This window comes from Bacillus sp. ISL-46 (assembly GCF_018613205.1).
Window position 1 is genome coordinate 13,302 of sequence record NZ_JAGGQR010000010.1, and the last position, 24,979, is coordinate 38,280.

The following is a 24,979-nucleotide window of genomic DNA, read 5'->3' on the forward strand; positions in this document are numbered from 1 at the left end:
AACGCCGATTTCTAAAACTGCTTTTTCATTTTTTACTATGCCCGCTTTTTCACCTTATTTGTTAAACTTGAAAATCCGGTTACACGGCATTCCAACGTATCACCTTCACGGATCAAGACGGATCCCGGTGTTCCTGTTAATATGACATCTCCTGGCTGAAGTGTCATGATCTTGGAAAAGAAAGACACAATAAAGGCAGGCTGGTACATCATGTTTTCAATGGTATTCTCGTGAAAAACAGTTCCGTTTAATACCGTCTCCACTTTTATGGATGCTAAATCGGAAAATTCATCTGCCGTGATCAAATACGGCCCGAAGCTGCAAAACGTATTAAAACTTTTAGCCCGCTGCAGAAAAACAGGGTTTTGATTTTGAATATCTTTTGCCGTCATATCAAGGCTAGTCGTAAAACCGGCGATAACATTGTAAAAATCTATTTCCTCCACGTTTTCACAAGTTCTTCCGATGATAATCGCCAGTTCCGCTTCCCCTGCAACATTCGGTGATTGAGGAGGAATTTCAATCGTGTCCCCTTGACCAATTAAGCTTGAATTTGGCTTCATGAATACAACTGGCTCTAACTCCGGTGGCTTACCCGATAACTCAAGAGCCTTTTCCAGATAGTTCATGCCTACACCGAGTACTTTCTCGGGAGCGCGGAACAAAGGCGCAAATACAACTTCTTTTAGTACAAGACCATTTTGTTGTTGTAATTGTATCTTACCTTCATGGTTATACCATGCTGTCAATTCGCTAAGCTCCCCAGACTGTATGAGTGGAAGCAATTTTTCACTCCACAGGTTTCCTGACAGCTCATTGACCTGTTGCATTTGAAAAACTCCGTCCCCTTCAATAATAGCCGCAATTTCTTCTCCATTATGACGGATTGTTGCTAATTTCATCGTTTTTCCTCCTTGGAATTGTGAACTTCTGCGAATGAAACAACCCACTCCAACAGACGCTTGTCCTGGTTTCGACCCGCTATAATTGATAAGCCAACTGGCAGACCGTCAACAGTTGCGAGCGGAAGAGTTACTTGGGGTAATCCTGCAAGCCCAGCAATACATGTTAATTGCATGGCTCTTGCCCTGTACTGTTCGGCTGTTTCACCTTGTAAATTCAAAAGTGGTGCGGGACCTGGAGCAGTTGGTATAACGAGAAGTGCATCATCCACTAATAATTGATCCATCCGGTGCCTGATCATCTTCCATTGTTCAAACTGGCTTTGGCACTTCTCTTTCTTCAACATGCTGGCCATCTGAAATCTATCCGCAATTCCGGGCCCAAATGATGGCTTCTCCTTTGTAATCCACGGGCCATGTTCTTCCCAAATTTCCAGCGCTTGAATCGTCCTAAATATTTCTGTCCATGCTGGAAATCCTTCATCCGCTACCCGGACCTGTTCAAAATGATCTGTACTATTTTTAATAGCAGGCAAAAGTTTTTTAAGCTCTTCAGTTGATTTCGCATCCGGCAATGACCAGGCATCTTCTTCTAGAAAAATGCGTTGAAAGAAACCATTGTCATCTGAAGATGGCAGTAATACTTCCCCAACTTGGGCAAGCAATCTAGCATCCTGTGCCATCCATCCAACTGTATCAAAACTCTTTGCCAAAGGAATGACACCATCACTACTTACAAGATTGTGTGTCGGACGAATCCCGTACAATCCGCAGTAAGAAGATGGAATTCTCACCGAACCGCCAGTGTCCGTTCCAAGCGAAAAATCTACTAGGCCTGCGGACACCGCAGAAGCGGAACCGCTCGATGATCCTCCAGGAATTCTGCCCGGGGCTTTTGGATTTACCGGGGTACCATAGTGAGCATTTTCACCATTTAAACTGTACATCAGTTCATCAGTCTGTAAGGTACCTGTCAACTTTGCCCCTGCAGCAAGAAGCTTTTGAATACTGCTTGCTGTCTCAACAGACGAATCGTGTGTTCGTAACCAGTCTGGATTACCAGCCGTACATGTATGCCCTTTAATCGAATAAACATCTTTTACCGCAAATGTCTGTCCGTTTAATACTCCAGACCCTATTGGCTCAAGAGTTTGGTCTTTGTTCATAAATGCATTCCATTTATCGATCATTTTTTTATGCCCCCCTCTTAATATGCTTATAATCTTTCTTTTTCCAGATATTGCGAAAATGAATATTTTCCAATACAAGAGCCAATAAAATACCCATCAGCAGCCCATTGCTTAACAACGGACGAATGGTTGCTGGAACAGATCCAAAGTATTCAGTCGGAAAAGACATAAAAATAATTCCGATAAACAGTGGTGTGGCCACTCTGTACAAGTTGGCTGTTGTCAGTTCAATTTGTGCAAAGTAGCCAAGCGCTGGTTGTAATAAGCGCATATAAGCGACAAGTAACGCAGCACTCCCGACACTGAGTGGCATTTTAGCAATTAGATTGCCGATTTCAGGAACCACACCCATGACAATAAACATAACGCCTCCAAGAATAAAAGGTAGACGTTCTACTATTCGTGTTTGATTTAAAAACCCGATAGACGATACATACGGTGCGTACGGAACCATGCCGAACAAGCCAGAAATGATTGTAAATGCACCCGAAATTGTAAACGAGCGCCGGTACTGTTCATTCGTTGTTTCACTTTTGTAAATTTCATCTGTTCCTTTTAAGGCGCCAAATGTATTTGAAAGGTTTAACATCCCGGCGACTACAGCCGTGATGATAATTCCAATATCAAAAGAAAGATTTCCAAGAAGAAATAACCCAATCGTTGACTCACTGCTCATATTGACCGTCTCACTTGTTGATTTAAAGACGGTTTCATAAGCGATCCAACCAGCGATAATCCCAATGAGAAGTGAATACCGTCCAATGCCGTTTCCACCTTTTACACTAAGGAAAATCGTGAGTAATACGACCATAGCTGATAATAAAAAGACTGGAATGTCAATCTGAGCCGGTGACCCTCCTACACTAAAAGGAATACCAAGCATTCCTTTTAAAAAAATGGTATTAAGCCGGACGGCCAATAAAAACGTAAATACAGCCATGACCCCCGGATTAAACCATTTTGCAATGAATCTTGATAAACCTGATAGACCGACAATCATTGTAATAACGCCTGAAATGATAATGCCGGCTGAAATACTGCCGCCCACAACAGTCAGTGGCAGTCCTTGTGCCGGCGCTATGTAGCACATACTTAAAATAACACCCCACCAAAGACCTGACTGCCCTTCCATAATTGAACGGCGGTGACCCAATAGTGCTTGAATAATACAAGCTATTCCGGTAACAAGAAAAGAAAGCTGAAGAAGCGCAATTATTTTTCCTTGTTCCAATTGAAAGGCACTCCCGATGGTTATCGGTATCACAACCGTATTGGTAAAAAGGAAAAACAGCCATTGTAGCCCTGCTGTCCAATGTTTTACCCGCGTCCATTCCCACATATGTCCACCTTCTTTTCAAAAAATGCATTTCACTATAGCAACTGTATCTCTTTAAAGAAAAAAAGCCGGCTTAACCATAAACGAACTTGGATAAGAACCGGCTTACTATTACACCAAAACTGCCATACGAGAGGCTGGGTCATAGACATCTAGTGCTGCCTGCAGAGCTTCGCCTCTTTGAACAGATGCCCCATTCCGGATAAGTGCTGCTTCAAGAGCAGACAAAACAGCGAAAACATTCTCTTTCCTACAACTGTATCCCATCGCACCAATTCTCCAAATCTTCCCATGAAGCGGACCAAACGAACTGGCAATTTCAATACCAAATTGTCCAAGTAACATAGACCGGACTGCTTCACCGTCAATTCCTACTGGAATGTTGACACATGTAACCATCGGTAATTTCCAAGTTACATCATTGAAGAGTGTCAGCCCCATTGCTTTAATCCCTTCCATAATGGCTTTCTCATGAAGACGGTGACGGGCAAAACGCTCTTCTAGCCCTTCTTCAAGAACAATTCTAGCACCTTCCCGTAAAGCATACAGCATGGAAGTCGCTTCCGTATGGTGATTAAGACGGCGCGGCCCCCAATAATCCTGGAGTTGGCTTAGATCAAAATAATTACTTTGAATAGGATTACGTACGTCTACTGCATCTCCAATTGTCCGTACGCCTTTTTCCACTTTTTTCCGGGATGCGAGAAGTTTCTCTACCCGCTCATTGTAAGTGATTGGTGCCATGCCTGAAGGAACTGAAAAACATTTTTGCGTTCCGCCAATAACAGCATCAAGTTGCCACTCATCTACTTTCACTTCTGTTCCAGCAATGGTCGCGACCGCATCCACGACACAAAGAATATCCATTTCACGGCAGGCCTTTCCGAGTTTATCAAGTGGCTGCATGCATCCAGTCGATGTTTCGCCGTGCACAATCGCAAGCACTTTCGGCTTTACACGTTCCATGGCTTTAATGATTTCATCCTGATCAAACACTTGTCCCCACTCTGTTTCGATTGTATGAATTTCAGCACCGTTCCGTTCAGCAATCTCCGTAAGCAAGTGCCCAAACCGTCCAAATATAGGAATTAACACTTTATCTCCCGGTGCTAAAATACTAGTTAAAACTGCTTCAATACCAGAACGTGAAGTTCCATCAATCGGAAATGTCCATTGGTTTTTTGTCTGGAACACTTGGCGAAGCATTTCCATTGTCTCATTCATAATCTGGGTAAAAGCCGGATCAAATTGCCCTAAAATTGGTGTACTCATTGCCCGTAATACCCGGGGGTCAGCTTCGACTGGTCCTGGTGTCATAATTGTCCGTAAAGGTGTGTTTAATTCGCGAAATACTGTCACATTATTGTCCTCCTTAATAGGCTAATTTGTGCAGGACTTTGATCAAAAGCTGAACGCCTTTTTCCAAATCCTCGGCTTTTGTATATTCATCAGGGGAATGACTGATGCCCCTATGACTTGGTACAAATAACAAGCATGCAGGCATGTATTGTCCGAATACTTGGGCATCATGCCCTGCACCGCTTGTCATCACTTTATAGGGTACTGCTTCTTTTTCTAACACCGTTGCTGATAAATCACTTAGCTTTTCACACATTTTCACCGGTTGTTCGTTCATCCAGTTGTCAATCTGAAGATTTGTTTGTTGTTTCTGGCAAATTTGCTTGAAAGCCTCAAAAACCTTTACACTAAATTCTTCAAGCAAGGCTTCTTCACTATGGCGGATGTCAATTGAGAACAAGGCTTCACGCGCAATCACGTTTGGTATGTTCGGTTTAATTTCCATTCTGCCGACCGTTGCCACAAGCATAGGATCTGTTTCTTTTGCCTGTTCCATTAAAGCTTGAATAAGTAAAGCGGCCGTATGAACAGCGTCTTTTCGGTAATGCATCGGCGTGGTCCCCGCATGATTGCTTTCTCCTGTTACCTTTACATTATACCGACGCTGACCTACAATGTGGCTGACAACGCCAATCGATTTGTTTTCCCGCTCAAGTATTTCACCTTGTTCGATATGAAGTTCGATAAAACAATCTATGTCGTTTCGTTTTGCTTCACGGAAGTGACCAAGTCCAAAACCAGCTTCGTTCATTGCCTGGATAAATGGTATACCATGATTATCTTCTATCTTTTCTACCTGCTCTTTTGTCCGTAGACCTGTAATGTTCCCGGAACCCCAATATGTTAATGGAAAGCGGCTTCCTTCTTCTTCACAAAGTGACACAACTTCGATTGTTCGTTTTGGCTGTCCATATTTCCGGGATAAATAATCAAGTGCAATAACACCGGCAACAACACCATAAGCACCATCATATTTTCCGCCATCCTTTACGGTATCGATATGTGAACCTGTTAAAATAACAGACGACGCTTTTTCTCCAGACCCTTCCAGCCTTCCGTATAAATTCCCTACGTCATCAAAGTAAGAAGCGAGTCCAAGAGTCTCTATCACTTTCTTTAAAGCCTGTTGGGCTTCTTGCCACTTTTTATCGTATAATAGGCGAGTAACACCATTTCTTTCCGTCTGTCCGTAGGAGGACAGCCATTCAATCATATTGTTTACTGGTTTCGATAATACAGACGAATCTGTCTCCATTTTATAACCTCCCCCCACTCTTTTCTTGTCTATGTTTATTTTAATAGAAAAGAACTCAAAGAACATTCACAAATATGTAGAAACTTTGTCTGTTTTGTTGTTTAATTTAACTAAAAAGTAATACAAAAATCATACTGGGAGTGAATAAAAATGTTGCTGGAAAATTTATTACGTCTTCCAGTCTATGCTGGCGCAGTCGTTGTTGCCGGTAACAATGGATTAAATCGTGAAGTTGATACGGTTAATATGATGGATGCACCTGATATTATTCCATACTTGAAAAAAGGCGGGTTACTTGTTACCACTGGATTTCACTTAAAAAACAATCCCCTATCACTATTAGAATTAATAACGGAAATGCAAAAACAAGGATGCGCCGGCCTTGGCATTAAAACGAACAGATTTTTGCATGACCTTCCAATGGAAGCGATCCAACTAGCTAATGAATTGAACATCCCTATTATCGATATTCCGGTTGAGACAGCTTTAGGGGATATTGTACATCAATCCCTCAGCGGTATTTTGGATATGCGCACAAACGAACTTCACCAGGCGATGAAGACACATCAACACTTCACGAATCTCATCGTCAATGGTCAGGGACTTGATATCATTCTTGAGAGCCTATCTGTTTTGATTAGCAGTCCCGTGACACTGTTAAATCATCAATTGCGTCAGATTAACAGTACAAAGGGAATGTCATACGACTTTTACTCTTTACTCACAGGTAGTTTTTCTTTCTTACCAAATGCTGGTTTTACCTCATTTTCACTCGTAGGAGAGAATCGCAGAACCTTTACAGTATTTCCTGTCTATACTCACAAAAAAAAGCCAAGTTACCTTTTCATTCATCAATTCATCCCACCTTCAGACCGAACAACTGTTTTAACAGTAGAACAGGCTGCAAATGTGATAGCTTTTGAATTAATGAAAGAAAATGCTTTAAGACAAAAAACACAACGACTACGAAACGAATTTTTCACAAACTTCATAAATGGTGCTTTCTCCTCCTCAGAGGAAATACTTAACCGCGGAAAAGAATTTGGGTTGTTTGGCGAGTATCGATATTTCTGTGCCGTTGGCAAACTAGACAATTTCGAAAAAAGTTTTTTACTTTCTGAACATCAATCAGAAAAAGAACACATTTACGACCTGATTGAAGAATCGGTCCATGCATCCGCCGAAACGATGCAATTATTTTCTATAGATAATAAATTCATTATCCTTATGGAAACAAAAGGAAGTTGGAAAGAGAAAGAGAAAGACTTTCATACTTTTTTAACTACGATCCAGTCGACTCTTTTTCTTCTACTCAGCAAAACGATTTCTTTTGGTATTAGCAATTATGCCGAACAACCACTTCGTCTTCCAGACGCTTACAAAGAAGCATTGAACGCTCTTTATTACGGCACGACGCTTGGCAATACCCAATTTATTGAAGCATACCAACCGAAAGAAGTACCAGAAATTTTACGTATGCTTCCCTACGAACAAATGAAGCAATTCTACCAAAACACATTCAAAGGACTGGTGACAGAGCCGAAAAAAGACTATGATCTCCTTCTACAAACTCTATCCGTTTACCTGGAGTCACACTGCCAACTTTCTGAAACAGCAAAGCGGCTATTTGTTCATCGAAACACAGTCATTTACCGCTTGGAAAAGTGTGAGGAACTGCTAGGTCGAAGTTTAAAAGACCCTGAACAAACATTATGCCTCCGAATTGGATTCCAGATCAAAGCATTGCTTCATAATGATTGATCAAAAAATTAAAACACCCCTGTATTGGATTAGTTAAACTAATTCAATACAGGGGTGTCATTTTGGCAATTTATTGCAGCAGTGAAATAACAATTACCGCTCGAAAATGGTACCTTTTTTAAACGTTGAATCTTTGAACGCATACTTCGTTAATAAAAAGTAAGCAATACCTGCAACAATAACCCCAATGATCCAACCCAAATCAACTTCTATAAAGGCAGCTCCAGCACCAATTAACATCGCAAGAATCGCACATGGATTAAATCCGGCAAATGGACCTTTTTCATCATATAGATCCGCAATGTTTACTTTTTGCTTTCTTAATATATAATATTCAACAACCAAAATGGAAACGATTGGGCCTAAGAATGTGGAATAAATTAGTATGAATGTACCAAGACCTTTTGCAGAATCATCCTGGACAAGTACCCATGGAAACGAGCAAAATGCAAGCAATCCAGATATCACAACAGCCGGTTTATACTTCATTTTTGTAAGCAATGTGATCACGTATGTAGGCGGAATTATATTTGCCACCATGTTCACAGCAACAGCACCAATCACGATAAACGCTGATACAGCAACTGTTATATAAGGATTGTCAACCACAATTGCGAAAGCTTTCACTGGATTAGAAATACCAGTGGCCGAAGCAAGCATGGCACCGATTGTAAGAACAAATCCATATGCAATAATAATAGGAGAGAAATATAAAAATCCACGCTTCGTGTCACTAATTCCCGTTTTAAGCTCACGTGAGTAATCCGCTGCACTTAAAAAGATTGCTGCATAGTTCCCTAAAAATATCATAATGAATGAGAAGAATGGCAAGCCCCATGAACCTTCTGCATGGACCCATTTTTCTGCAATAACCTCACTGTGGGATACTAAAAGAACGCCAAATACATAAACAAGCCCAAGCATAATCACAATCGAAGCAAGAATTTCCACCCATTTGATGGCATGAAAACCGTACAATGAAAGCACAATTTGCACCAATTGAATAACAACAAAACAAATGACAACATTATCAAAGCTACCGCCTGTCACAACTTTCGCAATTTCATTTAATGCCGAACCACCAATCCAGCTTTGAAAACCATACCAAACGATGGCAGGTATGCCTCGCAAAAGTGCTGAAATGACAGAACCTTTTATTCCGAAAGACATTCTAAGCTGTACTACGTAGGGGATTCCTGCTCTATATCCGAGACGATCATTTAAAGCAAATAGCCCTGAAATAATAGCAATTGCCATGGCAGCCGCGATAAATGTTTGAAAAAGATTTAGTGTTGCGCTTCCTGCTACAATCAAGCTAGCCCCTAGTGTCATGTTACCTAAATTGACACCATCTCCAATCCACATAAACATATACGGTATGGACCCTACTGTTCTGCTTTTTTCCGTTTTGGGCTTTAGTGATTCGTCCAATCCCTTTTCAAAAGGAATCTCTACTTCTTCTAATCGATGACTTGCCAAATTTGACGACATTGTCCCTTCAACTCCTCAAAATTTATTTTCTTGATCAATAAAAAACGTTGAATCTTATTCAAATCACCTTTGAAATACGGTTCACCAACCTAGATGGTGTTAAATTCATGGTCGATTGTATTGTTAGCTAAGATACCATTTTGATGTTATCAAACCTTACATGATGTCCAATAAAGTAATATTATGAAAATTCTATTTAAAAGTCATTGGTAAAATAGTGAATTTTAAAGTGTTCATTTGGAGCATTTGTACATTTTCTTTTGTAGATAAGAAAACTATGATGAGTTTTGAAAGAGAGAGAGGAGGTTTTAGTGGAGCAGGGATCTCAAAAGATAAGAAAGCTTGATTTCCCCAACCTTGGTAAAGAAATTTTCAAATGCTATTTATTCTTACTGTCTATTTATACTAAAGTATTTTTATGTTAAATTGGTTGTATCTAAGAAGAGAGGAAGATTGAAGCTATGGAACAATTTAATCATGTGACGATTATCAAGAAAGCTAATACATACTTTGACGGAAAAGTAACGAGTCGGACGGTTTTATTTGAAGATGGAACGAAGAAGACACTAGGAATTATGCTGCCAGGGGATTACGATTTCTCTACAGATTTAAAAGAAGAAATGGAAATTTTAGCGGGGTTTTTAGAATATAAATTACAAGGAGAAGATTGGAAAGTCATTGATGGATCGGGTGTTTTCTATGTACCTGCAAATGAAAAGTTTCAATTAAAAGTCCACTCAGTAGTTGATTACTGCTGCTCCTATATTTCAGAGTAATCATATATTTATAAAAATACTATATTTTCTTTAATGGTATAGCTTTTTTCACAACAAAAGACTCGCCCATAAGGTTGAACTGACCCGCTAATAAGAGACTTAGAAAAAACAGACTACTTTTAAGCATCAAAGATAGACTTACTTTCCACAATCAAGTAAGTCTTCTCCCTTCCGTAAAGTTTTACCTTACTGCCTTTGCCAGTTGCTTTATTAAAAAAAGCCTATTCCCTTAAATGAATAGACTCTAGAATCGATTGCACCTCTTATAAAAATTACAACAACATATTTATCTCATTTTCAGTAACCAATACCACTTTCCCGCGTTCATCTTCTTTTTTAATTTCGTACAGACCATTTTTATAATCGTATATTATCGTATATACATCTCCAGCAAAAAGAACTTTGTCATTCGTGCTCATATCAAGCCCTCTAATATTTATATATAGATAATTTAATACAATTATCTTTGTGAGTCTCCATTTTTGTTACCTTATCTTACGTAATATTTGCAAAGGAGTAATTACGGTATACAATTCTCGTCCTTATACCTGATTAATATCCCGCATAAATCCCTGCAGCCTTGGGTCTTTTACGTGTGTGTTAATAAGAGCAATAAATATCCCAAATAACAGAACAAGCGGAAGTAAAAACCCACTAGAAATGGCCATGCTTTTGACCCCAGCAAGTATGATTATAAAACAGACAAAAATCAAGATACAATTAATCAAAGAAAAACATCAGAAATAAAAAAAGTTCAAGGCCCCATTAATTTTATTAATGGGACCTTGAACTTTTTTGTTTATATAATACGTGCGGTTACGATTCCACCGATTTGATCGATTTTTTCTTGCAAACTAGGAATGATATCGCCATTTACTTTATTGTCAATGTCAATCATCGTATAAGCATATTCACCACGGCTTCTATTAATCATGTCTGCGATGTTTAAATTATAGCTTGAAATAGCTAGTGTAAGCTGTCCAACCATGTTTGGAACGTTTTTATGGAATACTGCCACACGTTTCTTTCCTGTATAAGGTATGGATGCGTTCGGAAAATTCACTGAGTTCTTGATATTTCCGGTTTCCAGAAAATTCTTCACCTGGCGAGCAGCCATAATTGCACAGTTTTCCTCTGATTCTTGCGTAGATGCACCTAGATGAGGGATTGGAATTGCATTTTTCATTTTCAATACATTTTCATTTGGGAAGTCTGTAATATACTTACCAACCTTGCCGCCTTCAAGCGCTGCTGCCATATCTGTTTCATTCACAAGCTCTCCGCGTGAGAAATTCAAAATGTGAACTCCAGGCTTCATAATGCTAAAGGTTGCTTGGTTAAACATTCCTCTTGTGTCATCGGTTAATGGAACGTGAACCGTAATATAATCAGAATTAGCAAACAACTGTTCAATCGTCATCGCGCGCTGAACATTTCTAGACAAATTCCAAGCTGTATCAACAGAAATAAACGGGTCAAAACCAATCACGTCCATGTCTAAATCAAGGGCATCATTCGCTACAAGTGCTCCGATGGCGCCTAAACCAATTACTCCCAGCGTTTTCCCCTTAATTTCTTTTCCAACGAATTGTTTCTTACCTGCTTCAACTAGCTTCGGTACTTGGTCACCTTGGCCTTCTAATGTCTTTGTCCATGCTATGCCGTCAAAAAGGTTTCGGGATGAAGCCATCAATGTAGTAAGAACCATTTCTTTTACAGCATTCGCATTCGCACCAGGGGTATTGAAAACCACAATTCCCTGTTCTGTACATTTTTCAACCGGAATGTTATTAACACCCGCTCCGGCACGTGCAATGGCCTTTACATTATGACCTAATTCTAGTGAATGCATATTAAAACTGCGCACAACAATCGCATCAGGATTTTCACTGTCATTGTCAATCGTAAAATGATCCTTATTGAATACATTTAGCCCGCTCTCAGCGATATTATTTAACGTTTTGATTGTTTTCATTTTGTCTAGTGTTGTTGTGCTCATCTCGTATTCTCCTCTATTCTTATATGATAGTTTGAAATTCCCTAAATTCATTAAGCAAGCGGAAATGGTCAAATTTTATTAAAATCTGTATCTACTTGATTTTTAAAATATTAAAGTAATCTTGGCTCCTAGCCGGTTGAAATATCCCCTCCTATAAACAGAAAGAGGTAAGGAATAAATCCCTACCTCTGCCCAGGCGAACGGCTACGAGACATTATGTGCTCCCTCACGGTAATCCGTGTTTCGCCAGTTACACATCGTCTTTTTAATTTCTCTTACTATATCAAATTTTCTTACAATAATCAAGCTAGAAAAGGCATTATTTTTTGAGGTTTGTGTTCAAATTATTTCCACTTCTTACATTAATTTTTTCAAATCCTCAAGGAAAGCTGCTACCTCTTCCTCTTTTGTTGCCCAGGATGTTACAAGTCGAATCGCCGAGTGATCGGTATCGACCTTTTCCCAAATATGAAAGGCATAATGGTTCTCTAATTCCGAAATCAGCGCATTTGGTAAAATCGGAAAGATTTGATTCGATGGTGAATGGGTTAGAAACGGAATATTTGCTTTGCTGATTTCATCTCTAAGTATGGTAGCCATCTTATTAGCATGCGCGGCCAAATCAAAGAACAAATTGTCCCTGAATAGTTCAAGAAACTGGGTGCCCAAAAGTCTCCCTTTCGCGAGCAGTGCTCCCTTTTGCTTCATATGGTATCGGAAATCCTCCTTAAGAGAATCCTTGCAAATCACCAAAGCCTCACCAATAAGCGCCCCATTCTTTGTTCCCCCGATATAGAAGGCATCCACAAGTGTTGGCAGATCGCTAAACTGAAGATCATTTTCTGTTGAACAAAGTGCTGAGCCTAACCTTGCACCATCCATATACAATATGAGATGGTTCTTTTTACAAAAATCACTTAACTGCACGAGTTCACTCCGGTTATAAATTGAGCCAATTTCGGTGGAGTTTGATATGTATACCAGCTTAGGTTTGACCATATGCTCATCTGGATGACCGTCGAGTACCGCTTGCACATCAGATGGGGTAAGTTTCCCGTTCTCTGTTTCAATTGATAGTACTTTATGTCCTGTCGCTTCAATGGCTCCTGTTTCATGCCCCAAAATATGGCCAGTACTCGCTGCCATTGCTGCTTCATGCGGTCTTAAGAAAGCAGAAATCGCAATTAGATTTGTTTGTGTTCCGCCCGATAAGAGGTGAATATCAACGTCTGTCCGTCCCATTCTCTCCTTTAACAGTTCAACCGCTTTTTGGGAAAATTGATCCTCCCCATAGCCATCATCTTGGACAAGATTGGATTCTATTAAAGCATTTAATATTCTAGGATGTGCGCCTTCACTGTAATCGTTCTTAAAGCTATACATCAGATTGCCCCCGTCTAATTATTTATAAGTGTAACTTCATGTCCATCCTAACATATTTCTTAAAGAAAGATGGGTAATTAGAGGATAAATCGGTAATTATCTAATTAGTCTTTGAACAAATTTCATGTTAATTACAAGAATTAAAAAGATGAGCGGATATACTACCGCAGAATACCAAAGTTTCCATCCACTATAATAAAAAAATTCAGTTTGCACGGTGAACCATTCAAAAATCACTGAGAATATGGACCAAAGGATAATATAAAGTGCTTTATAAGCTATCTTTCTTTTTGACGGATAATAATTAAGAAATAAAAAGCTAATGGAAGGAAAGTAGAGAAGGATCCCAAGAAGAGATTTCCATTGAAAACCCTTTTCAAAATAACCATAAAGATGATAATGCAAATCGAGTACCATGTCAGTCGTCATTCCGTATGCATAAGCAAAAAAACAAGTGGCATAAATCTCAATTCTGCCTATCCTTTTTGGAACAAAAAAGGAAATTATATTAAAGATAATAAATATGATAAAAATTAGGATCCACATCTTAAATTTCCCTCCTTATATCCGGCTTTACATACTACCCACAGTATTCCAAAATTTGGTTTCGTCTATTCTATGAAAGAAGTTCATTATAAAAGAGACCTCTGAGGGTCTCTTTTATAATTCTATATTGCTTTTTAAATAACTTGTTCAATGGATTTGGATATGGCAAAATTCAATCATTTTACTTTCTCTCAAAGCGCAATGAACAATTCTGTTTCGAAGTACAACTAACAGAATGCCGTCTTCCACATTAAATATCACATGCATCGTTAGTCGAAGAACACAAAATCCGGCTATGTAGCCGGATTTTAAACTCTTGCACCCGTTAATTCAATCACATTTTTATGTAAAATTATCATTCATCAAGGAAAATTTAGTTTCATATAAGCATTTCACTGAACTCTTCATCATTTGATCGACTAACTCAGATCTTCCGTAGGCTGTATTCTCATTAGCCCTTGTATGCTTTCTGTAATTTCACAAGATCAAATTTCTTCATTTTAAGAAATGCTTCCGTTAGGCGCGCAAGTTGCTCTGGAGTGCCTTTGCTCATCATCTCGTCCATCTCAGTTGGCACAATCTGCCAGGATAGGCCAAACTTATCTTTCAGCCAGCCGCATTGCTCGGCTTCAGTAACGGCAGAGAGCCTTTCCCAGTAGTAATCAATCTCTTCTTGTGTGTCGCAGTACACCATAAATGAGAATGCCTCGTTAAAACTGAATTTGTGCTCATGTGCGCTATCCATTGCGGAAAACCACTGATTTTCAAGCATGAAATCAGAGAACATGATGGTTCCTTCTTTGTCAGGTTCCATGCCCTTAGGGTAGCGGGCGATAAGTCCCTGCTTTGCGTTCTTAAATACGGATAAATAAAAATTAATCGCCTCTTCCGCGTTGCCTTCATTATCGCCGACAAACAAAAGTGACGGCACTAATGAAGGCCGCTCTTCACCATCTGGATTGGTAAGGATTAACTGCCAGGACAAACCATACTTATCCTGAATCCAGCCAAACTTCTCACTGAACGGATACTTATCAAGTGGCATTAACACGGTGCCACCTTCGGACAATTTGTTCCAAACCTCATTTATTTTTTCTCCCGCTTCTTTTTCTCGCGATGGGTCAAAATTTACGACGATAGACACTGACGGATTGAGCTTGAAATAGGGCCCTGCACTGATTGCCATGAACTTCTGCCCCCAAAGTTCAAACGAGACAATATCGGAGTCACCTGAAGGAGTATCGTGGATTGTTGTTACATCCGTAATTTTTGAGTCCGGGAATACCGAAGCGTAAAACTCGGCTGCTTCTTTTGCCTCCTTGTCATACCATAAATGCGGAACGATTTTTTGATTTGTTTTTGACAATAGTTATTCCTCCTTAATTTTTATTCGACAAGAATGTGTCCAAAATTCCAGTGTAAAGAAATTAGTTATCTTTCCAATTTATTTTACCATTTTCATTCTGTTTTAATTTCTTATAGTTTGCAGCAAGGAAGTAGCACCAAAGGCTGTTTCTAAAGTAATGTTGGGAGTAACCGCAGGTTTATTAGTTAGTTCACCAATCACTAATTATATTGCCAGTGAAACTTCCATAGAAATGGCGATGTTATTCTTTGCTATCGTTAACGCTATGGCATTCATAGCTACATTATTATTCGTACCATCTATGCCTGTTAAAGAAGGACTTTCTTACGGAACCCAATTAAGCGTATTAAAAAAACCAATTACTTGGTTAGCTATTGCTACTGTCGTATTTATAGGTTCTTCACAATCTAGTATCAATAGTTACATTGCAGAGTACCTTGAAACGACTACTAATATATCGGGAAAAAGTTTAAGTTTGGTTTTATTTTTACTTGGTTTAGCAAGTTTAGTAGGAAACCTAGTAGGTGGTAAGTTGCTTACTAAAAATGCCGTGAAAACTGTAACATCTTACCCAATCGTATTAGCAATAGTTTATGTATTGTCATTTCTAACGGGGAAGTCCACATTACCTATGATACTCACTGTTTTGACATGGGGAATGTTATTTGCTATTGGAGGTATGATTAATCAATTTTGGATTACATCTGCGGCTCCAGAAGCTCCTGATTTCGCTAATGGATTGTTTCTATCATTTGGAAACTTAGGGATAACATTTGGTACAGCCGTTGGCCGATTATTTATATCAGGAATGGGTACTCAATATATCGTTTTAGGTGGATTACTATTCTTACTATTGAGTTTGGTATCCATATTACTAAGAAACTACATATATAGTTCTATCAAACAACAACTTGCTAGTTAGAAATTAATCAATACAAACGGCGGCAATCTCATGAGTTGCCGCTTTTCTTATTGCACACGATAAATTTCATTTGCTTCGGGAACGCTTTTAAAATCAAATCCTAAAACCAAAGCAACCAAAAAAGTGGTTGTTTTTACGCTCATTATTTCCGCCAAAAAGTTGAACAGTCTGCCTTATCCAAAATATTAAACTCGATCATTTTCTCAAGTAATGTGAAATCAACCGGATTATCCCACTGGATACGTACCAACTGCTTGGTGTGGTCATAGCCAACCTGCACAATTTCATCAGAAAAATGAATAATCCCTGCCCTTTCAGGGGCAACAGCCAAATGATGTTTGGCTACGCTAAAGCCAATAATAAATGTGCCGTGATCGGTAAACATAGGCTGATTCCACGCAACTTTTGGCATTAAATTTGGAAATTTCTTAGATACCCAAGCCAAAACTTCTTCCGTTCGGGCCCGATGTTGCGGGTTATCAATATGCGCTAAATATTCTGCAAAAACTTCCATGTTGTTCCCTCCTAAAATAAAATGTAGTCGTTCAGAGAAATTCCTCAAACCCATTCGTTTGTAACTTTTTAAACTTCTACAGATAATACACAATCTCCTTCTTCCATAAAACTGCCTCGTTTGTGAAACAAGAAAAAAGGTCGTCGACTCAGACTTGTTCATCAAGCTCAATAAAATAATGATCCTTACGATATGACACTGACACCATGGTTGCAATTAGATTTTGCTCATGAAAATTGTCAATTCGATAAAATCCTGTACGAAAGTTTCGTCTTATTTCAGTCGCATGGGCAACTATTCTGTGTCCTGGTTTTGCTGCTTCAATAAACTGGATGGTATACGTGATGAATTAAAATACCAATTGAACCAAAATCATGTATACAATCGTTCCTACAGCTATAGACAGGAGCATGTTTTTCTTCCAAAAGTGAAGCAATGCCACTACTACTACCCCAATCAATTCAGGTAAACCGTGACTTCCAGAAACTAAACTCACGTCCTTAAAACAATAAATGACCAAAAGCCCAATTACTGCTGTTGGCAGCACTTTACCGAGATACTGTACATACTGCGGTGTAGGCTTTCCCGATGGGAAAACGATGAATGGAAGAAACCTTGTAAGCACTGTGCCCAAAACCACCATAGCAATCGTAATAATCTGTTGCGTTAAACTCATTGTCATATGGTGCTAACCTCAACTTTCTCCATTGGCTTTCTAAGGAGGGTCAGTATCCCAAGAATGGCAAACATCGCAGGGATAATGAAGTGGTCTCCGCCAAAAATAAAGAGACTGACAGTTGAAAGCCCAACACCGATGAGAGCACTGTGGTGCTTTTTCTCTTTCATCCACTGTTCAATGAAAATGACTACAAAGAGAGCTGTCATAACAAAATCGAGTCCTTCTGTGTTGAACTTGACAAGTGATCCAAAAATGCCGCCAATTGCTGAACCAATGACCCAATAGGAATGATTGAGTAGTGTCACAAAGAACATAAACCAGCCCTTGTCTACATTCTTCGGAATATCAACAGTACAATTGATTGAAAAAGACTCATCGCAAAGCCCATAAATCATGTAGATCTTCTTTTTCCCAATTCCCTTATACTTATCCAGCATGGATATGCCGTAAAACAAATGTCGTGCATTCACCATTAAAGTTAGAAAAAGGGCGTTAATCGGATTGAAAGCGACAAGCAATAAATTGGCTGCCACAAACTCCATTGATCCTGCAAATATGAATAGACTCATCAGAATCGGGTAAAATGCACTAAACCCTAATGAATTCATATAGATGCCATATGCAATTCCCAAGAATACAAATCCAGCAAAAATGGGGACTGTATATGGAAAAGCCGCACGAAATGCAATCCATATTTGATTTCTTTTTTTCAAATGATTCACATCCTCAATTGCTAAATTTATTTAAATTTAACATACAAAATCCATACAAAAAACTCAAAAATTGTATGGATTACAATTATCCCTACATAGAAAATACCCCCTTTTATCAAAACGAGGGTACAGATTGATTTTTCCATACATAAAACAAACTCGTTTCTTCACCTTTTCAAACGATCCGATTTAATTATAAGTTTTCCATACAAAAATGATATGATTGTATGGAAAACAAATATTAGAGGTGTACTATGCCAATCAATTCATTTGAAAATTATCCAATGTCTTGGAAACCTGATAAGAAAGCCTTAAATCGTCCTTTTTATAAATCTCTTGCGTTACTACTTGAACAGGATGTTATTAATGGCTTTTTGGCACCTGGGACAAAGTTACCTCCGCAACGAGAATTAGCGGATTTTCTTGACTTAAACTTCACCACGATTACCCGTGCCTACAAAATATGTGAGGTCAAGGGATTGATTTATGCCGTTACGGGAAGTGGAACATTTGTAGCTCCAAATGCCGCCCGTTCTATAACCATTTCCGCTGATAAAACAGCAAACCTCATTGAGCTCGGATTTGTGGCATCGTTTGAGCAAACCAATGCTATCGTAACAGAGGTTATTCAAAAGGTTGTGAACAAAAGTTATGTAGAACAGCTACTAAACTACAACGAACCGACAGGGATTCTACATCAAAAAACAGCAGCTCTAAACTGGATTGAGTCTTTCGGAATTCACACGGACCATGAGCATATAGCAATCGTTTCTGGTGCCCAAAATGCACTGGCAATTGCTTTAGCTGCTTTGTTTGAGCCTGGCAATAGAATTGCCACCGATTTATACACGTATTCAAATTTTATCGAGTTGGCAAAAATGTTCCATATTCAGTTAGTCCCCATTCTTGGAGACGAGTTTGGGATATTACCAGTCGAACTTGAAAAGCAGTGTAGCCAAATAAATATTCACGGCATTTTCCTAATGCCCTCTTGCTGTAATCCTACCACAGTGATGATTCCAGAGTTTCGAAAGCAAGAATTAGCTAAAGTCATCAGTAAGCATCGTTTAATATTAATTGAGGATGATATTCATGCTTTTCTGACGGCAGGTATAATCTCCGATTACCAGCAGCCAATGTTCAATTCACTCCCAGAACAGAGCATTTATATTTGCGGCACCTCTAAGTCCATATGTTCTGGCTTAAGAGTTGCCTATATGGTCTATGGTGATGCGTTATGCGAGAAAATTCAGCGGGCTATTTTTAACATCAATGTAAAAACCTCTTCTTTAGACGCAGAGGTGATCACAGAGCTTATCTTATCAGGGAAGGCTCATGAAATTGTCTCTCTAAAGAAACAGCTTGCACAAACTGCAAATGATATTTATTTTGAATATTTTCCTTTAAGGAAGAATGTTGGACACCCTTTTAGTTTTTATCGTTGGCTTCCAATTCAAGGATTTAACGATGCCTTTCAGCTTGAATCGGATTTGAAAAGACAAGGTATCAGAGTCTTTCATTCTGATCGTTTTTTAAGTGGGCAGACCACCCCTGATAAGTATTTGCGTATTGCACTAGCTTCCACAAACTCATTAGATGAGTTAAAAATAGGATTAAGTATATTAAGACAGTATCTCAATTAATTCGAACAACATGAAAAACGGATGAGAAAAATCATCCGTTTTTTTCCAATAGTAGTTTTTTCAAATGGTGCTTTTGCACCTGGGACACTTAGAACACGGGTCATTAGGTTTTTATGATTGTTACACATTAAGACAACACAATTCTTACTTGGTAATACTAAAAATTTGAATGTACATTATTCGATTTTCCCATATCAAGATGATTTATATAATAAACATTGATAAATTAGTGAACACATGTCTATAATTATGATCAGATACAAAATACTTACAATGGTTAAATAAACACGTTTTGTTAAGTAATGAACAAATCCATTTAAATTGTTAAATATCTTTATGAAAGTTTGGTGACCCTCACAATGCCTAAAGTGGATAGAAGAATAGCCAAAAGCCAAGAAGCGATTAAAAAAGCAGTTATTGAATTGATGTCCGAACAAAATTTTGATGACATTACAATACAAGATATTTCCGACAGGGCCAATGTTAGCCGGGGAACGATCTATCTTCATTACACGGATAAATATGATCTACTGGATAAGCTCATTGCAGAACATATTGAAAAACTACGGGAGATATGTGAATCGTCATCTGAATTGGATTATATAGATGCAAATCTCCCTTGGTTCGAATACCTTGAAAATCATTATTTATTCTTTTCCACGATGTTAGCCAGTAAAGGAGCCCCTTCATTTCGTAATCAGTTCCTTGAATTTCTCATCGAAGAATTTAAAGATGAAGTGGATGTAGCAAAAGGAAAAAATCAAGGATTAAATGAAGATATTATTCTTCAATTTATTGTCACTTCTTACGTAGGGCTAGTGGAATGGTGGTTCAACAATGGAATGCCTTGTACGCCTCGTGTGATGGCAGAACAAGTAGGGATTTTATTAGATAGGAATTTATAAAAAAACAGAGCAGTGTTGGCACACTGCTCCGAAGGAAGTTCCGTTTCTTTACTGTTTTGGTCTTTGTTATCATGAACACCGTTAAAACACAATGTATAGCTCGTGTTGACCTAAACTAAGGGACCAACTACTGGGTGCGGTACATATGGTTCCTCTAGTGATGCTATTTCTTCAGGTGTTAGCTTGATTGAAAGAGCTGGTACTGCATCTTCAAGATGCGATATTTTTGTAGCCCCAATAATAGGAGCTATTACCGGTTCCTTTTGCAGCAACCAAGCAAGTGCAATTTGGGCGCGAGGTACGCCACGTTTTTCGGCAATGGCAGCAACTTGCTTCGCGATCAATCTGTCCGTATCAGCAGTAGCATCATATTTAGACTTTTGTACTTGGTCCGTTTCGGAACGATGCGTTGTTTCAGCCCAATCACGCGTCAATCTTCCTGAAGCAAGCGGGCTATACGGAATCACTCCGATTTTTTCTTCCTTACATAACGGCAGCATCTCACGTTCCTCTTCACGATACAAAAGGTTTAAGTGATTCTGCATGGATACAAACCGCGTCCAACCATTTTTTTCAGCGACATGGTTTGCTTTTAGGAACTGCCATGCCAACATGGCAGAAGCACCAATGTATCTTGCCTTACCAGCCTTCACAACATCATGCAATGCTTCCATAGTCTCTTCTATAGGGGTATTATAATCCCACCGGTGTATTTGATAAAGATCCACATAATCTGTCCCTAGCCGTTTAAGACTCTTGTCAATTTCACTCATAATATGCTTTCGAGAAAGACCTTTTCCATTTGGACCTGCATGCATAGGGAAATATACTTTTGTTGCAAGAACGACTTCATCTCGATTGGCATATTCCTTTAAAATTTTTCCAACAATCTCTTCGCTTGTTCCATCTGAGTATACATTTGCTGTATCAAAAAAATTGATTCCTAACTCAAGGGCTTTTTTAATAATAGGACGAGTTTGTTCCTCACCTATTACCCAAGGATGTATCCAACTCTCTGCTACACCAAAACCCATACAGCCAAGGCAAAGCCGAGATACATCCAAACCGGTATTTCCAAGTTTCATATAATCCAATTGATTTGTCCTCGCTTTCTTAAATAACATAGTTAACTATTTCCTATTATAACCAGAAGGAAAGCACATTCAATTGTTAAATGAACGGAATTTGTGTATTACTAAACAAATCCATTAAAATTGTTCATTATCTCTAAAAATTGTAAGGAAAATAAATAAAATCAACACACTAGCTCCAATAATAGTAGACCTTCAGTAAACCCTCCTAAGTAGAATATGGAACAACATCAACCTTCTAAAGTTGCCCATCCCTCCATTCTTTTCAGCACCACTGACATTGAAGCAGCTTTTGAAAAAATGAAACAAAATGGAGTATCAGTAGAGGAAATGCTAAGACTTCCATTTGGAAACATGTTCTCATTTAAAGATCAAGATGGAAATGATTATTTAATAAGAGAAGATAGATTGGTAGGTAGGTAATACGTATACAGATTTTACTCATTAAAGTAAGAAGAGTTATTTTGATAGGAAATATTAGAATCGCACAACAGATAGCCTTTTCTTTTTAAGGAAAAAATGTCTATTTCAACGGTAATGGTTTTTCTGGTCTTTCCTTACAAAAGGTACAACTATTATCGCCACAAACATTAGCTTTCCACTCGTTGCATTGAGGACAAAATTCCGAATCATATAACTCATAAAGGATTAATTCATTCCCACAAGACTTACAGTACTCTCTCACAAATGTGCCATAGATTTCCACCCCATCGATGATTACACTGTCAGCCTCGACAACAATTTCTCTTATCAATTTAGTAGCCTGCCTTTCTTTTAACTGAAGTATTTTTTTATTGTTATAAAAAACACTGATTGGATACATTTCATGGATTTTTTATCTGAAAAACGTCGCCAATGAACTCTATTGGATACTATTTTAGCCTTTTTTATCGGATTATTGTCGCCAATAAGCCCTATTGGATTCACTTTTCACCTTTTTTATCAGATTATTATTGCCAATAAGCCCTATTGGATTCATTTTTCACCTTTTTTATCGGATTATTGTTGCCAATAAGCCCTATAGGATACCATATTAGCCATTTTTATTAGATTTCTGTCGCCAATGATCTAAATATTACCATTTCAGATACTTGCCTATGAAAATTAAAAAGCCGCCCTCACTTTATGCGAGAACGGCCAGTTCATTAGAAGATTACACCATTATTTTGCAAATATCATTCGTAAATTCTACTGGGTCACTAATTGGTAATCCTTCAATCAATAGTGCTTGATTGTATAATAACTTGGTATAGAGATCTAATTTTGATTTATCGTTTTCAAATGCTTCTTTTAATGATTGGAAGACTTCGTGATTGTTATTGATTTCTAAGACCTTATCCGCTTTGATATTTTGGTTATTCGGCATCGCAGCAAGAATTTTTTCCATTTCAATCGATATTTCCCCTTCAGTTGCCAGGCAGACCGGGTGGGACTTTAACCTTTTTGAAATCCTTACATCCTTCACTTTATCCGCTAAAATATTTTTCATATAGTCAAAGAGTTCTTTGTTTTCCGTCTCTGTTGATTCGGAATCGTCCTTGTTTTCTTCCCCTTCGATTCCCAGGTCACCACTTGAGATGGATTTGAATTCTTTTTCTTTGTAGGTCATTAACATTTTGATTGCGAACTCATCGATATCCTCAGTGAAATAAAGGATTTCATAGCCTTTTTCAGAAACGAATTCGGCCTGTGGTAATTTTTCAATTCGTTCAATCGATTCACCGGAAGCGTAATAAATATATTTTTGATCTTCTGGCATCCTTGATACATATTCATCTAACGTAACCAGTTTCTTCTCTTTAGAAGAATAGAACATGATCAGGTCCTGTAATAATTCTTTGTTTGCACCGAAGTCATTATAAACTCCGTACTTTAACTGACGACCGAAGGATTGATAAAATTCTTCATACTTTTCTCGTTCTTTCCTTTGAAGGCTTAGTAATTCGCTTTTGATGTTTTTGTTAATGTTTTTAGCAATCAGCTTCAATTGGCGATCATGCTGGAGCATTTCTCTTGAAATGTTAAGAGATAAATCTTCGGAATCGACCATCCCTTTAACGAAACTGAAATGGTCTGGCAGCAGGTCAGCACATTTTTCCATGATCAGAACCCCATTGGAATAGAGTTCTAAGCCCTTTTCAAATTCTTTCGAATAGAAGTCGAACGGAGTTTTTTCAGGAATATATAGGATTGAATTATATCTAATGGTCCCTTCGACACTGATATGGATATGTTTAATTGGCTTGTCAAAACCGTAGCGTTTTTCGGTATAAAAGTTCTCGTAATCTGCATCGGTAAGCTCGCTCTTATTTTTTTTCCAAATTGGAACCATGCTATTGATAATTTCTTCTTCTTGATAATCCTCGTATTCGGACTCACTGCCTTCCTTGAGTCTTCTGTTGGTAACATCCATTTTGATTGGATAACGGATGAAATCTGAATATTTCTTGATAATCGCTTTTAAGCGATATTCCTCTAAATACTCATCATAGTTTTCATCTTCACTATTTTCTTTAATCTTTAAAATAATTTCTGTCCCAACTGAATCTTTTTCTACCTGCTCAATCGTATATCCATCAGCACCTGTGGATTCCCATTTAAAAGCCTCATCACTATCTAAATTTTTACTAATCACAGTAACTACGTCAGCAACCATAAAAGCAGCATAAAAACCTACTCCGAACTGACCGATAATGTCATAGCCATCTTTTAATTCGTTTTCCTTTTTAAATGCTAGGGAACCACTTTTGGCAATCGTCCCAAGATTTGTTTCCAGTTCTTCTTTGGTCATCCCGATCCCTGTATCGATAATCTTAAGTGTACGGTTTTCTTTGTCAGCTTCTAATTTAATATAATAATTGGATTGATCAAAACTTAAAGCATCGTCAGTTAAGGCTTTGTAATAAATTTTATCAATGGCGTCACTGGCATTCGAAATTAACTCTCTTAAAAATACCTCTTTGTGAGTATAAATGGAGTTAATCATCATCTCTAGTAATCGTTTAGATTCTGCTTTAAACTGTATCTTCGACATAGAAAAAGCCCCTTTCTATTCTTAATATGTAAAAACTGATTTAGATTATCTAAAAAGTAAATCAGCACCTATTAGCACTCTCACCACCTGAGTGCTAATCCATATATTTAAATA

The 24,979-nt window shown here is 38.3% G+C and carries 24 protein-coding genes and 1 riboswitch; of the genes, 6 read left to right on the top strand and 18 right to left on the bottom strand.

Translation table 11 applies throughout. The features are described from left to right. Positions 1-35: 35 nt before the first annotated feature. The 5 genes from J7E67_RS04305 to allC form a co-directional block, all read right to left on the bottom strand. Entirely contained in the window at positions 36-902 is an 867-nt protein-coding gene (locus J7E67_RS04305) for a fumarylacetoacetate hydrolase family protein (RefSeq protein ID WP_214731081.1), read from the bottom strand. Next, positions 899-2,092, bottom strand: coding sequence for an amidase (locus tag J7E67_RS04310; RefSeq protein ID WP_214731083.1), 1,194 nt, complete (start codon positions 2,090-2,092; stop codon positions 899-901). Before J7E67_RS04310 ends, J7E67_RS04305 begins: the two co-directional genes overlap by 4 nt. A gap of 4 nt (positions 2,093-2,096) precedes the next feature. Continuing rightward, a complete protein-coding gene (locus J7E67_RS04315) occupies positions 2,097-3,431 on the bottom strand; it encodes a uracil/xanthine transporter (RefSeq protein ID WP_214731085.1) in 1,335 nt (444 codons plus the stop codon). A gap of 108 nt (positions 3,432-3,539) precedes the next feature. Continuing rightward, complete coding sequence (locus tag J7E67_RS04320) at positions 3,540-4,745, bottom strand: pyridoxal-phosphate-dependent aminotransferase family protein (protein WP_251026570.1); 1,206 nt, start codon at positions 4,743-4,745, stop codon at positions 3,540-3,542. Between the two features lie 55 nt (positions 4,746-4,800). After that, positions 4,801-6,042 (bottom strand): allantoate deiminase, encoded by a 1,242-nt coding sequence (gene allC, locus J7E67_RS04325; RefSeq protein ID WP_214716755.1) that lies wholly within the window; start codon positions 6,040-6,042, stop codon positions 4,801-4,803. Between the two features lie 150 nt (positions 6,043-6,192). On the opposite strand from allC, the gene J7E67_RS04330 reads away from it, so the two are divergent. Then, entirely contained in the window at positions 6,193-7,803 is a 1,611-nt protein-coding gene (locus J7E67_RS04330; RefSeq protein ID WP_214731089.1) for a PucR family transcriptional regulator, read from the top strand. Between the two features lie 93 nt (positions 7,804-7,896). Here J7E67_RS04330 and J7E67_RS04335 read toward each other — a convergent pair whose 3' ends face one another. Next, positions 7,897-9,294: an NCS1 family transporter gene (locus tag J7E67_RS04335; protein ID WP_214731091.1), complete on the bottom strand. Its 1,398-nt coding sequence runs from the start codon at positions 9,292-9,294 to the stop codon at positions 7,897-7,899. A gap of 461 nt (positions 9,295-9,755) precedes the next feature. Between J7E67_RS04335 and ppnP the strand changes: the two genes are divergently transcribed. Beyond that, complete coding sequence (ppnP, locus tag J7E67_RS04340) at positions 9,756-10,070, top strand: pyrimidine/purine nucleoside phosphorylase (RefSeq protein ID WP_214716758.1); 315 nt, start codon at positions 9,756-9,758, stop codon at positions 10,068-10,070. A 272-nt stretch (positions 10,071-10,342) separates the two neighbouring features. Here the strand turns inward: ppnP and J7E67_RS04345 are convergent, their stop codons facing one another. The 6 genes from J7E67_RS04345 to J7E67_RS04360 form a co-directional block, all read right to left on the bottom strand. After that, a complete protein-coding gene (locus tag J7E67_RS04345; protein WP_214716759.1) occupies positions 10,343-10,489 on the bottom strand; it encodes a hypothetical protein in 147 nt (48 codons plus the stop codon). Positions 10,490-10,612: 123 nt separating this feature from the next. Beyond that, entirely contained in the window at positions 10,613-10,738 is a 126-nt protein-coding gene (locus J7E67_RS31760) for a hypothetical protein (RefSeq protein WP_285290631.1), read from the bottom strand. Between the two features lie 131 nt (positions 10,739-10,869). Beyond that, complete coding sequence (locus J7E67_RS04350; protein WP_214716760.1) at positions 10,870-12,069, bottom strand: phosphoglycerate dehydrogenase; 1,200 nt, start codon at positions 12,067-12,069, stop codon at positions 10,870-10,872. 183 nt (positions 12,070-12,252) lie between these two features. After that, positions 12,253-12,333, bottom strand: a riboswitch (ZMP/ZTP riboswitch). A gap of 93 nt (positions 12,334-12,426) precedes the next feature. Then, positions 12,427-13,452, bottom strand: coding sequence for a threonine aldolase family protein (locus tag J7E67_RS04355; protein WP_214716761.1), 1,026 nt, complete (start codon positions 13,450-13,452; stop codon positions 12,427-12,429). 96 nt (positions 13,453-13,548) lie between these two features. Then, positions 13,549-13,998 (bottom strand): CBO0543 family protein, encoded by a 450-nt coding sequence (locus J7E67_RS32240; protein WP_374102993.1) that lies wholly within the window; start codon positions 13,996-13,998, stop codon positions 13,549-13,551. Between the two features lie 451 nt (positions 13,999-14,449). Then, entirely contained in the window at positions 14,450-15,364 is a 915-nt protein-coding gene (locus J7E67_RS04360; RefSeq protein WP_214716762.1) for a VOC family protein, read from the bottom strand. A 112-nt stretch (positions 15,365-15,476) separates the two neighbouring features. Between J7E67_RS04360 and J7E67_RS04365 the strand changes: the two genes are divergently transcribed. Further along, positions 15,477-16,286 (top strand): MFS transporter, encoded by an 810-nt coding sequence (locus J7E67_RS04365; protein ID WP_308160737.1) that lies wholly within the window; start codon positions 15,477-15,479, stop codon positions 16,284-16,286. Between the two features lie 142 nt (positions 16,287-16,428). On the opposite strand, the gene J7E67_RS04370 is transcribed toward J7E67_RS04365, so the two are convergent. The 3 genes from J7E67_RS04370 to azlC form a co-directional block, all read right to left on the bottom strand. Further along, positions 16,429-16,800, bottom strand: coding sequence for an iron chaperone (locus J7E67_RS04370; RefSeq protein ID WP_214716764.1), 372 nt, complete (start codon positions 16,798-16,800; stop codon positions 16,429-16,431). A 349-nt stretch (positions 16,801-17,149) separates the two neighbouring features. Beyond that, positions 17,150-17,482 (bottom strand): branched-chain amino acid transporter permease, encoded by a 333-nt coding sequence (locus J7E67_RS04375; RefSeq protein ID WP_214716765.1) that lies wholly within the window; start codon positions 17,480-17,482, stop codon positions 17,150-17,152. Continuing rightward, positions 17,479-18,222, bottom strand: coding sequence for an azaleucine resistance protein AzlC (gene azlC / locus J7E67_RS04380; protein ID WP_214716972.1), 744 nt, complete (start codon positions 18,220-18,222; stop codon positions 17,479-17,481). Before azlC ends, J7E67_RS04375 begins: the two co-directional genes overlap by 4 nt. A 224-nt stretch (positions 18,223-18,446) precedes the next feature. Here azlC and J7E67_RS04385 point away from each other — a divergent pair, with 224 nt between their 5' ends. Next, positions 18,447-19,835, top strand: a complete 1,389-nt coding sequence (locus J7E67_RS04385; protein WP_214716766.1) for an aminotransferase-like domain-containing protein — start codon at positions 18,447-18,449, stop codon at positions 19,833-19,835. A gap of 359 nt (positions 19,836-20,194) precedes the next feature. Then, positions 20,195-20,740 (top strand): TetR/AcrR family transcriptional regulator, encoded by a 546-nt coding sequence (locus J7E67_RS04390; RefSeq protein ID WP_214716767.1) that lies wholly within the window; start codon positions 20,195-20,197, stop codon positions 20,738-20,740. A gap of 110 nt (positions 20,741-20,850) precedes the next feature. On the opposite strand, the gene J7E67_RS04395 is transcribed toward J7E67_RS04390, so the two are convergent. After that, positions 20,851-21,834: an aldo/keto reductase gene (locus tag J7E67_RS04395; RefSeq protein ID WP_214716973.1), complete on the bottom strand. Its 984-nt coding sequence runs from the start codon at positions 21,832-21,834 to the stop codon at positions 20,851-20,853. A gap of 216 nt (positions 21,835-22,050) precedes the next feature. Here J7E67_RS04395 and J7E67_RS04400 point away from each other — a divergent pair, with 216 nt between their 5' ends. After that, positions 22,051-22,254 carry a VOC family protein gene (locus J7E67_RS04400; protein WP_214716768.1) on the top strand — a complete coding sequence of 68 codons (204 nt, stop codon included), beginning with the start codon at positions 22,051-22,053 and terminating at the stop codon, positions 22,252-22,254. Between the two features lie 100 nt (positions 22,255-22,354). Here the strand turns inward: J7E67_RS04400 and J7E67_RS04405 are convergent, their stop codons facing one another. Both J7E67_RS04405 and htpG read right to left on the bottom strand, forming a co-directional pair. Continuing rightward, positions 22,355-22,585 carry a hypothetical protein gene (locus J7E67_RS04405; RefSeq protein ID WP_214716769.1) on the bottom strand — a complete coding sequence of 77 codons (231 nt, stop codon included), beginning with the start codon at positions 22,583-22,585 and terminating at the stop codon, positions 22,355-22,357. Positions 22,586-22,984: 399 nt separating this feature from the next. Then, positions 22,985-24,865 (bottom strand): molecular chaperone HtpG, encoded by a 1,881-nt coding sequence (htpG, locus tag J7E67_RS04410; protein WP_214716770.1) that lies wholly within the window; start codon positions 24,863-24,865, stop codon positions 22,985-22,987. Positions 24,866-24,979: the final 114 nt, after the last annotated feature.

Excerpts from the sequence above, each read along its gene's own strand:
- J7E67_RS04305 (WP_214731081.1), bottom strand. The coding sequence starts at position 902 with ATGAAATTAGCAACAATCCGTCATAATGGAGAAGAAATTGCGGCTATT.
- J7E67_RS04310 (WP_214731083.1), bottom strand. The coding sequence starts at position 2,092 with ATGATCGATAAATGGAATGCATTTATGAACAAAGACCAAACTCTTGAG.
- J7E67_RS04315 (WP_214731085.1), bottom strand. The coding sequence starts at position 3,431 with ATGTGGGAATGGACGCGGGTAAAACATTGGACAGCAGGGCTACAATGG.
- J7E67_RS04320 (WP_251026570.1), bottom strand. The coding sequence starts at position 4,745 with ATGACACCAGGACCAGTCGAAGCTGACCCCCGGGTATTACGGGCAATG.
- allC (WP_214716755.1), bottom strand. The coding sequence starts at position 6,042 with ATGGAGACAGATTCGTCTGTATTATCGAAACCAGTAAACAATATGATT.
- J7E67_RS04330 (WP_214731089.1), top strand. The coding sequence starts at position 6,193 with ATGTTGCTGGAAAATTTATTACGTCTTCCAGTCTATGCTGGCGCAGTC.
- J7E67_RS04335 (WP_214731091.1), bottom strand. The coding sequence starts at position 9,294 with ATGTCGTCAAATTTGGCAAGTCATCGATTAGAAGAAGTAGAGATTCCT.
- ppnP (WP_214716758.1), top strand. The coding sequence starts at position 9,756 with ATGGAACAATTTAATCATGTGACGATTATCAAGAAAGCTAATACATAC.
- J7E67_RS04345 (WP_214716759.1), bottom strand. The coding sequence starts at position 10,489 with ATGAGCACGAATGACAAAGTTCTTTTTGCTGGAGATGTATATACGATA.
- J7E67_RS31760 (WP_285290631.1), bottom strand. The coding sequence starts at position 10,738 with ATGGCCATTTCTAGTGGGTTTTTACTTCCGCTTGTTCTGTTATTTGGG.
- J7E67_RS04350 (WP_214716760.1), bottom strand. The coding sequence starts at position 12,069 with ATGAGCACAACAACACTAGACAAAATGAAAACAATCAAAACGTTAAAT.
- J7E67_RS04355 (WP_214716761.1), bottom strand. The coding sequence starts at position 13,452 with ATGTATAGCTTTAAGAACGATTACAGTGAAGGCGCACATCCTAGAATA.
- J7E67_RS32240 (WP_374102993.1), bottom strand. The coding sequence starts at position 13,998 with ATGTGGATCCTAATTTTTATCATATTTATTATCTTTAATATAATTTCC.
- J7E67_RS04370 (WP_214716764.1), bottom strand. The coding sequence starts at position 16,800 with ATGGAAGTTTTTGCAGAATATTTAGCGCATATTGATAACCCGCAACAT.
- J7E67_RS04375 (WP_214716765.1), bottom strand. The coding sequence starts at position 17,482 with ATGACAATGAGTTTAACGCAACAGATTATTACGATTGCTATGGTGGTT.
- J7E67_RS04385 (WP_214716766.1), top strand. The coding sequence starts at position 18,447 with ATGCCAATCAATTCATTTGAAAATTATCCAATGTCTTGGAAACCTGAT.
- J7E67_RS04390 (WP_214716767.1), top strand. The coding sequence starts at position 20,195 with ATGCCTAAAGTGGATAGAAGAATAGCCAAAAGCCAAGAAGCGATTAAA.
- J7E67_RS04400 (WP_214716768.1), top strand. The coding sequence starts at position 22,051 with ATGGAACAACATCAACCTTCTAAAGTTGCCCATCCCTCCATTCTTTTC.
- htpG (WP_214716770.1), bottom strand. The coding sequence starts at position 24,865 with ATGTCGAAGATACAGTTTAAAGCAGAATCTAAACGATTACTAGAGATG.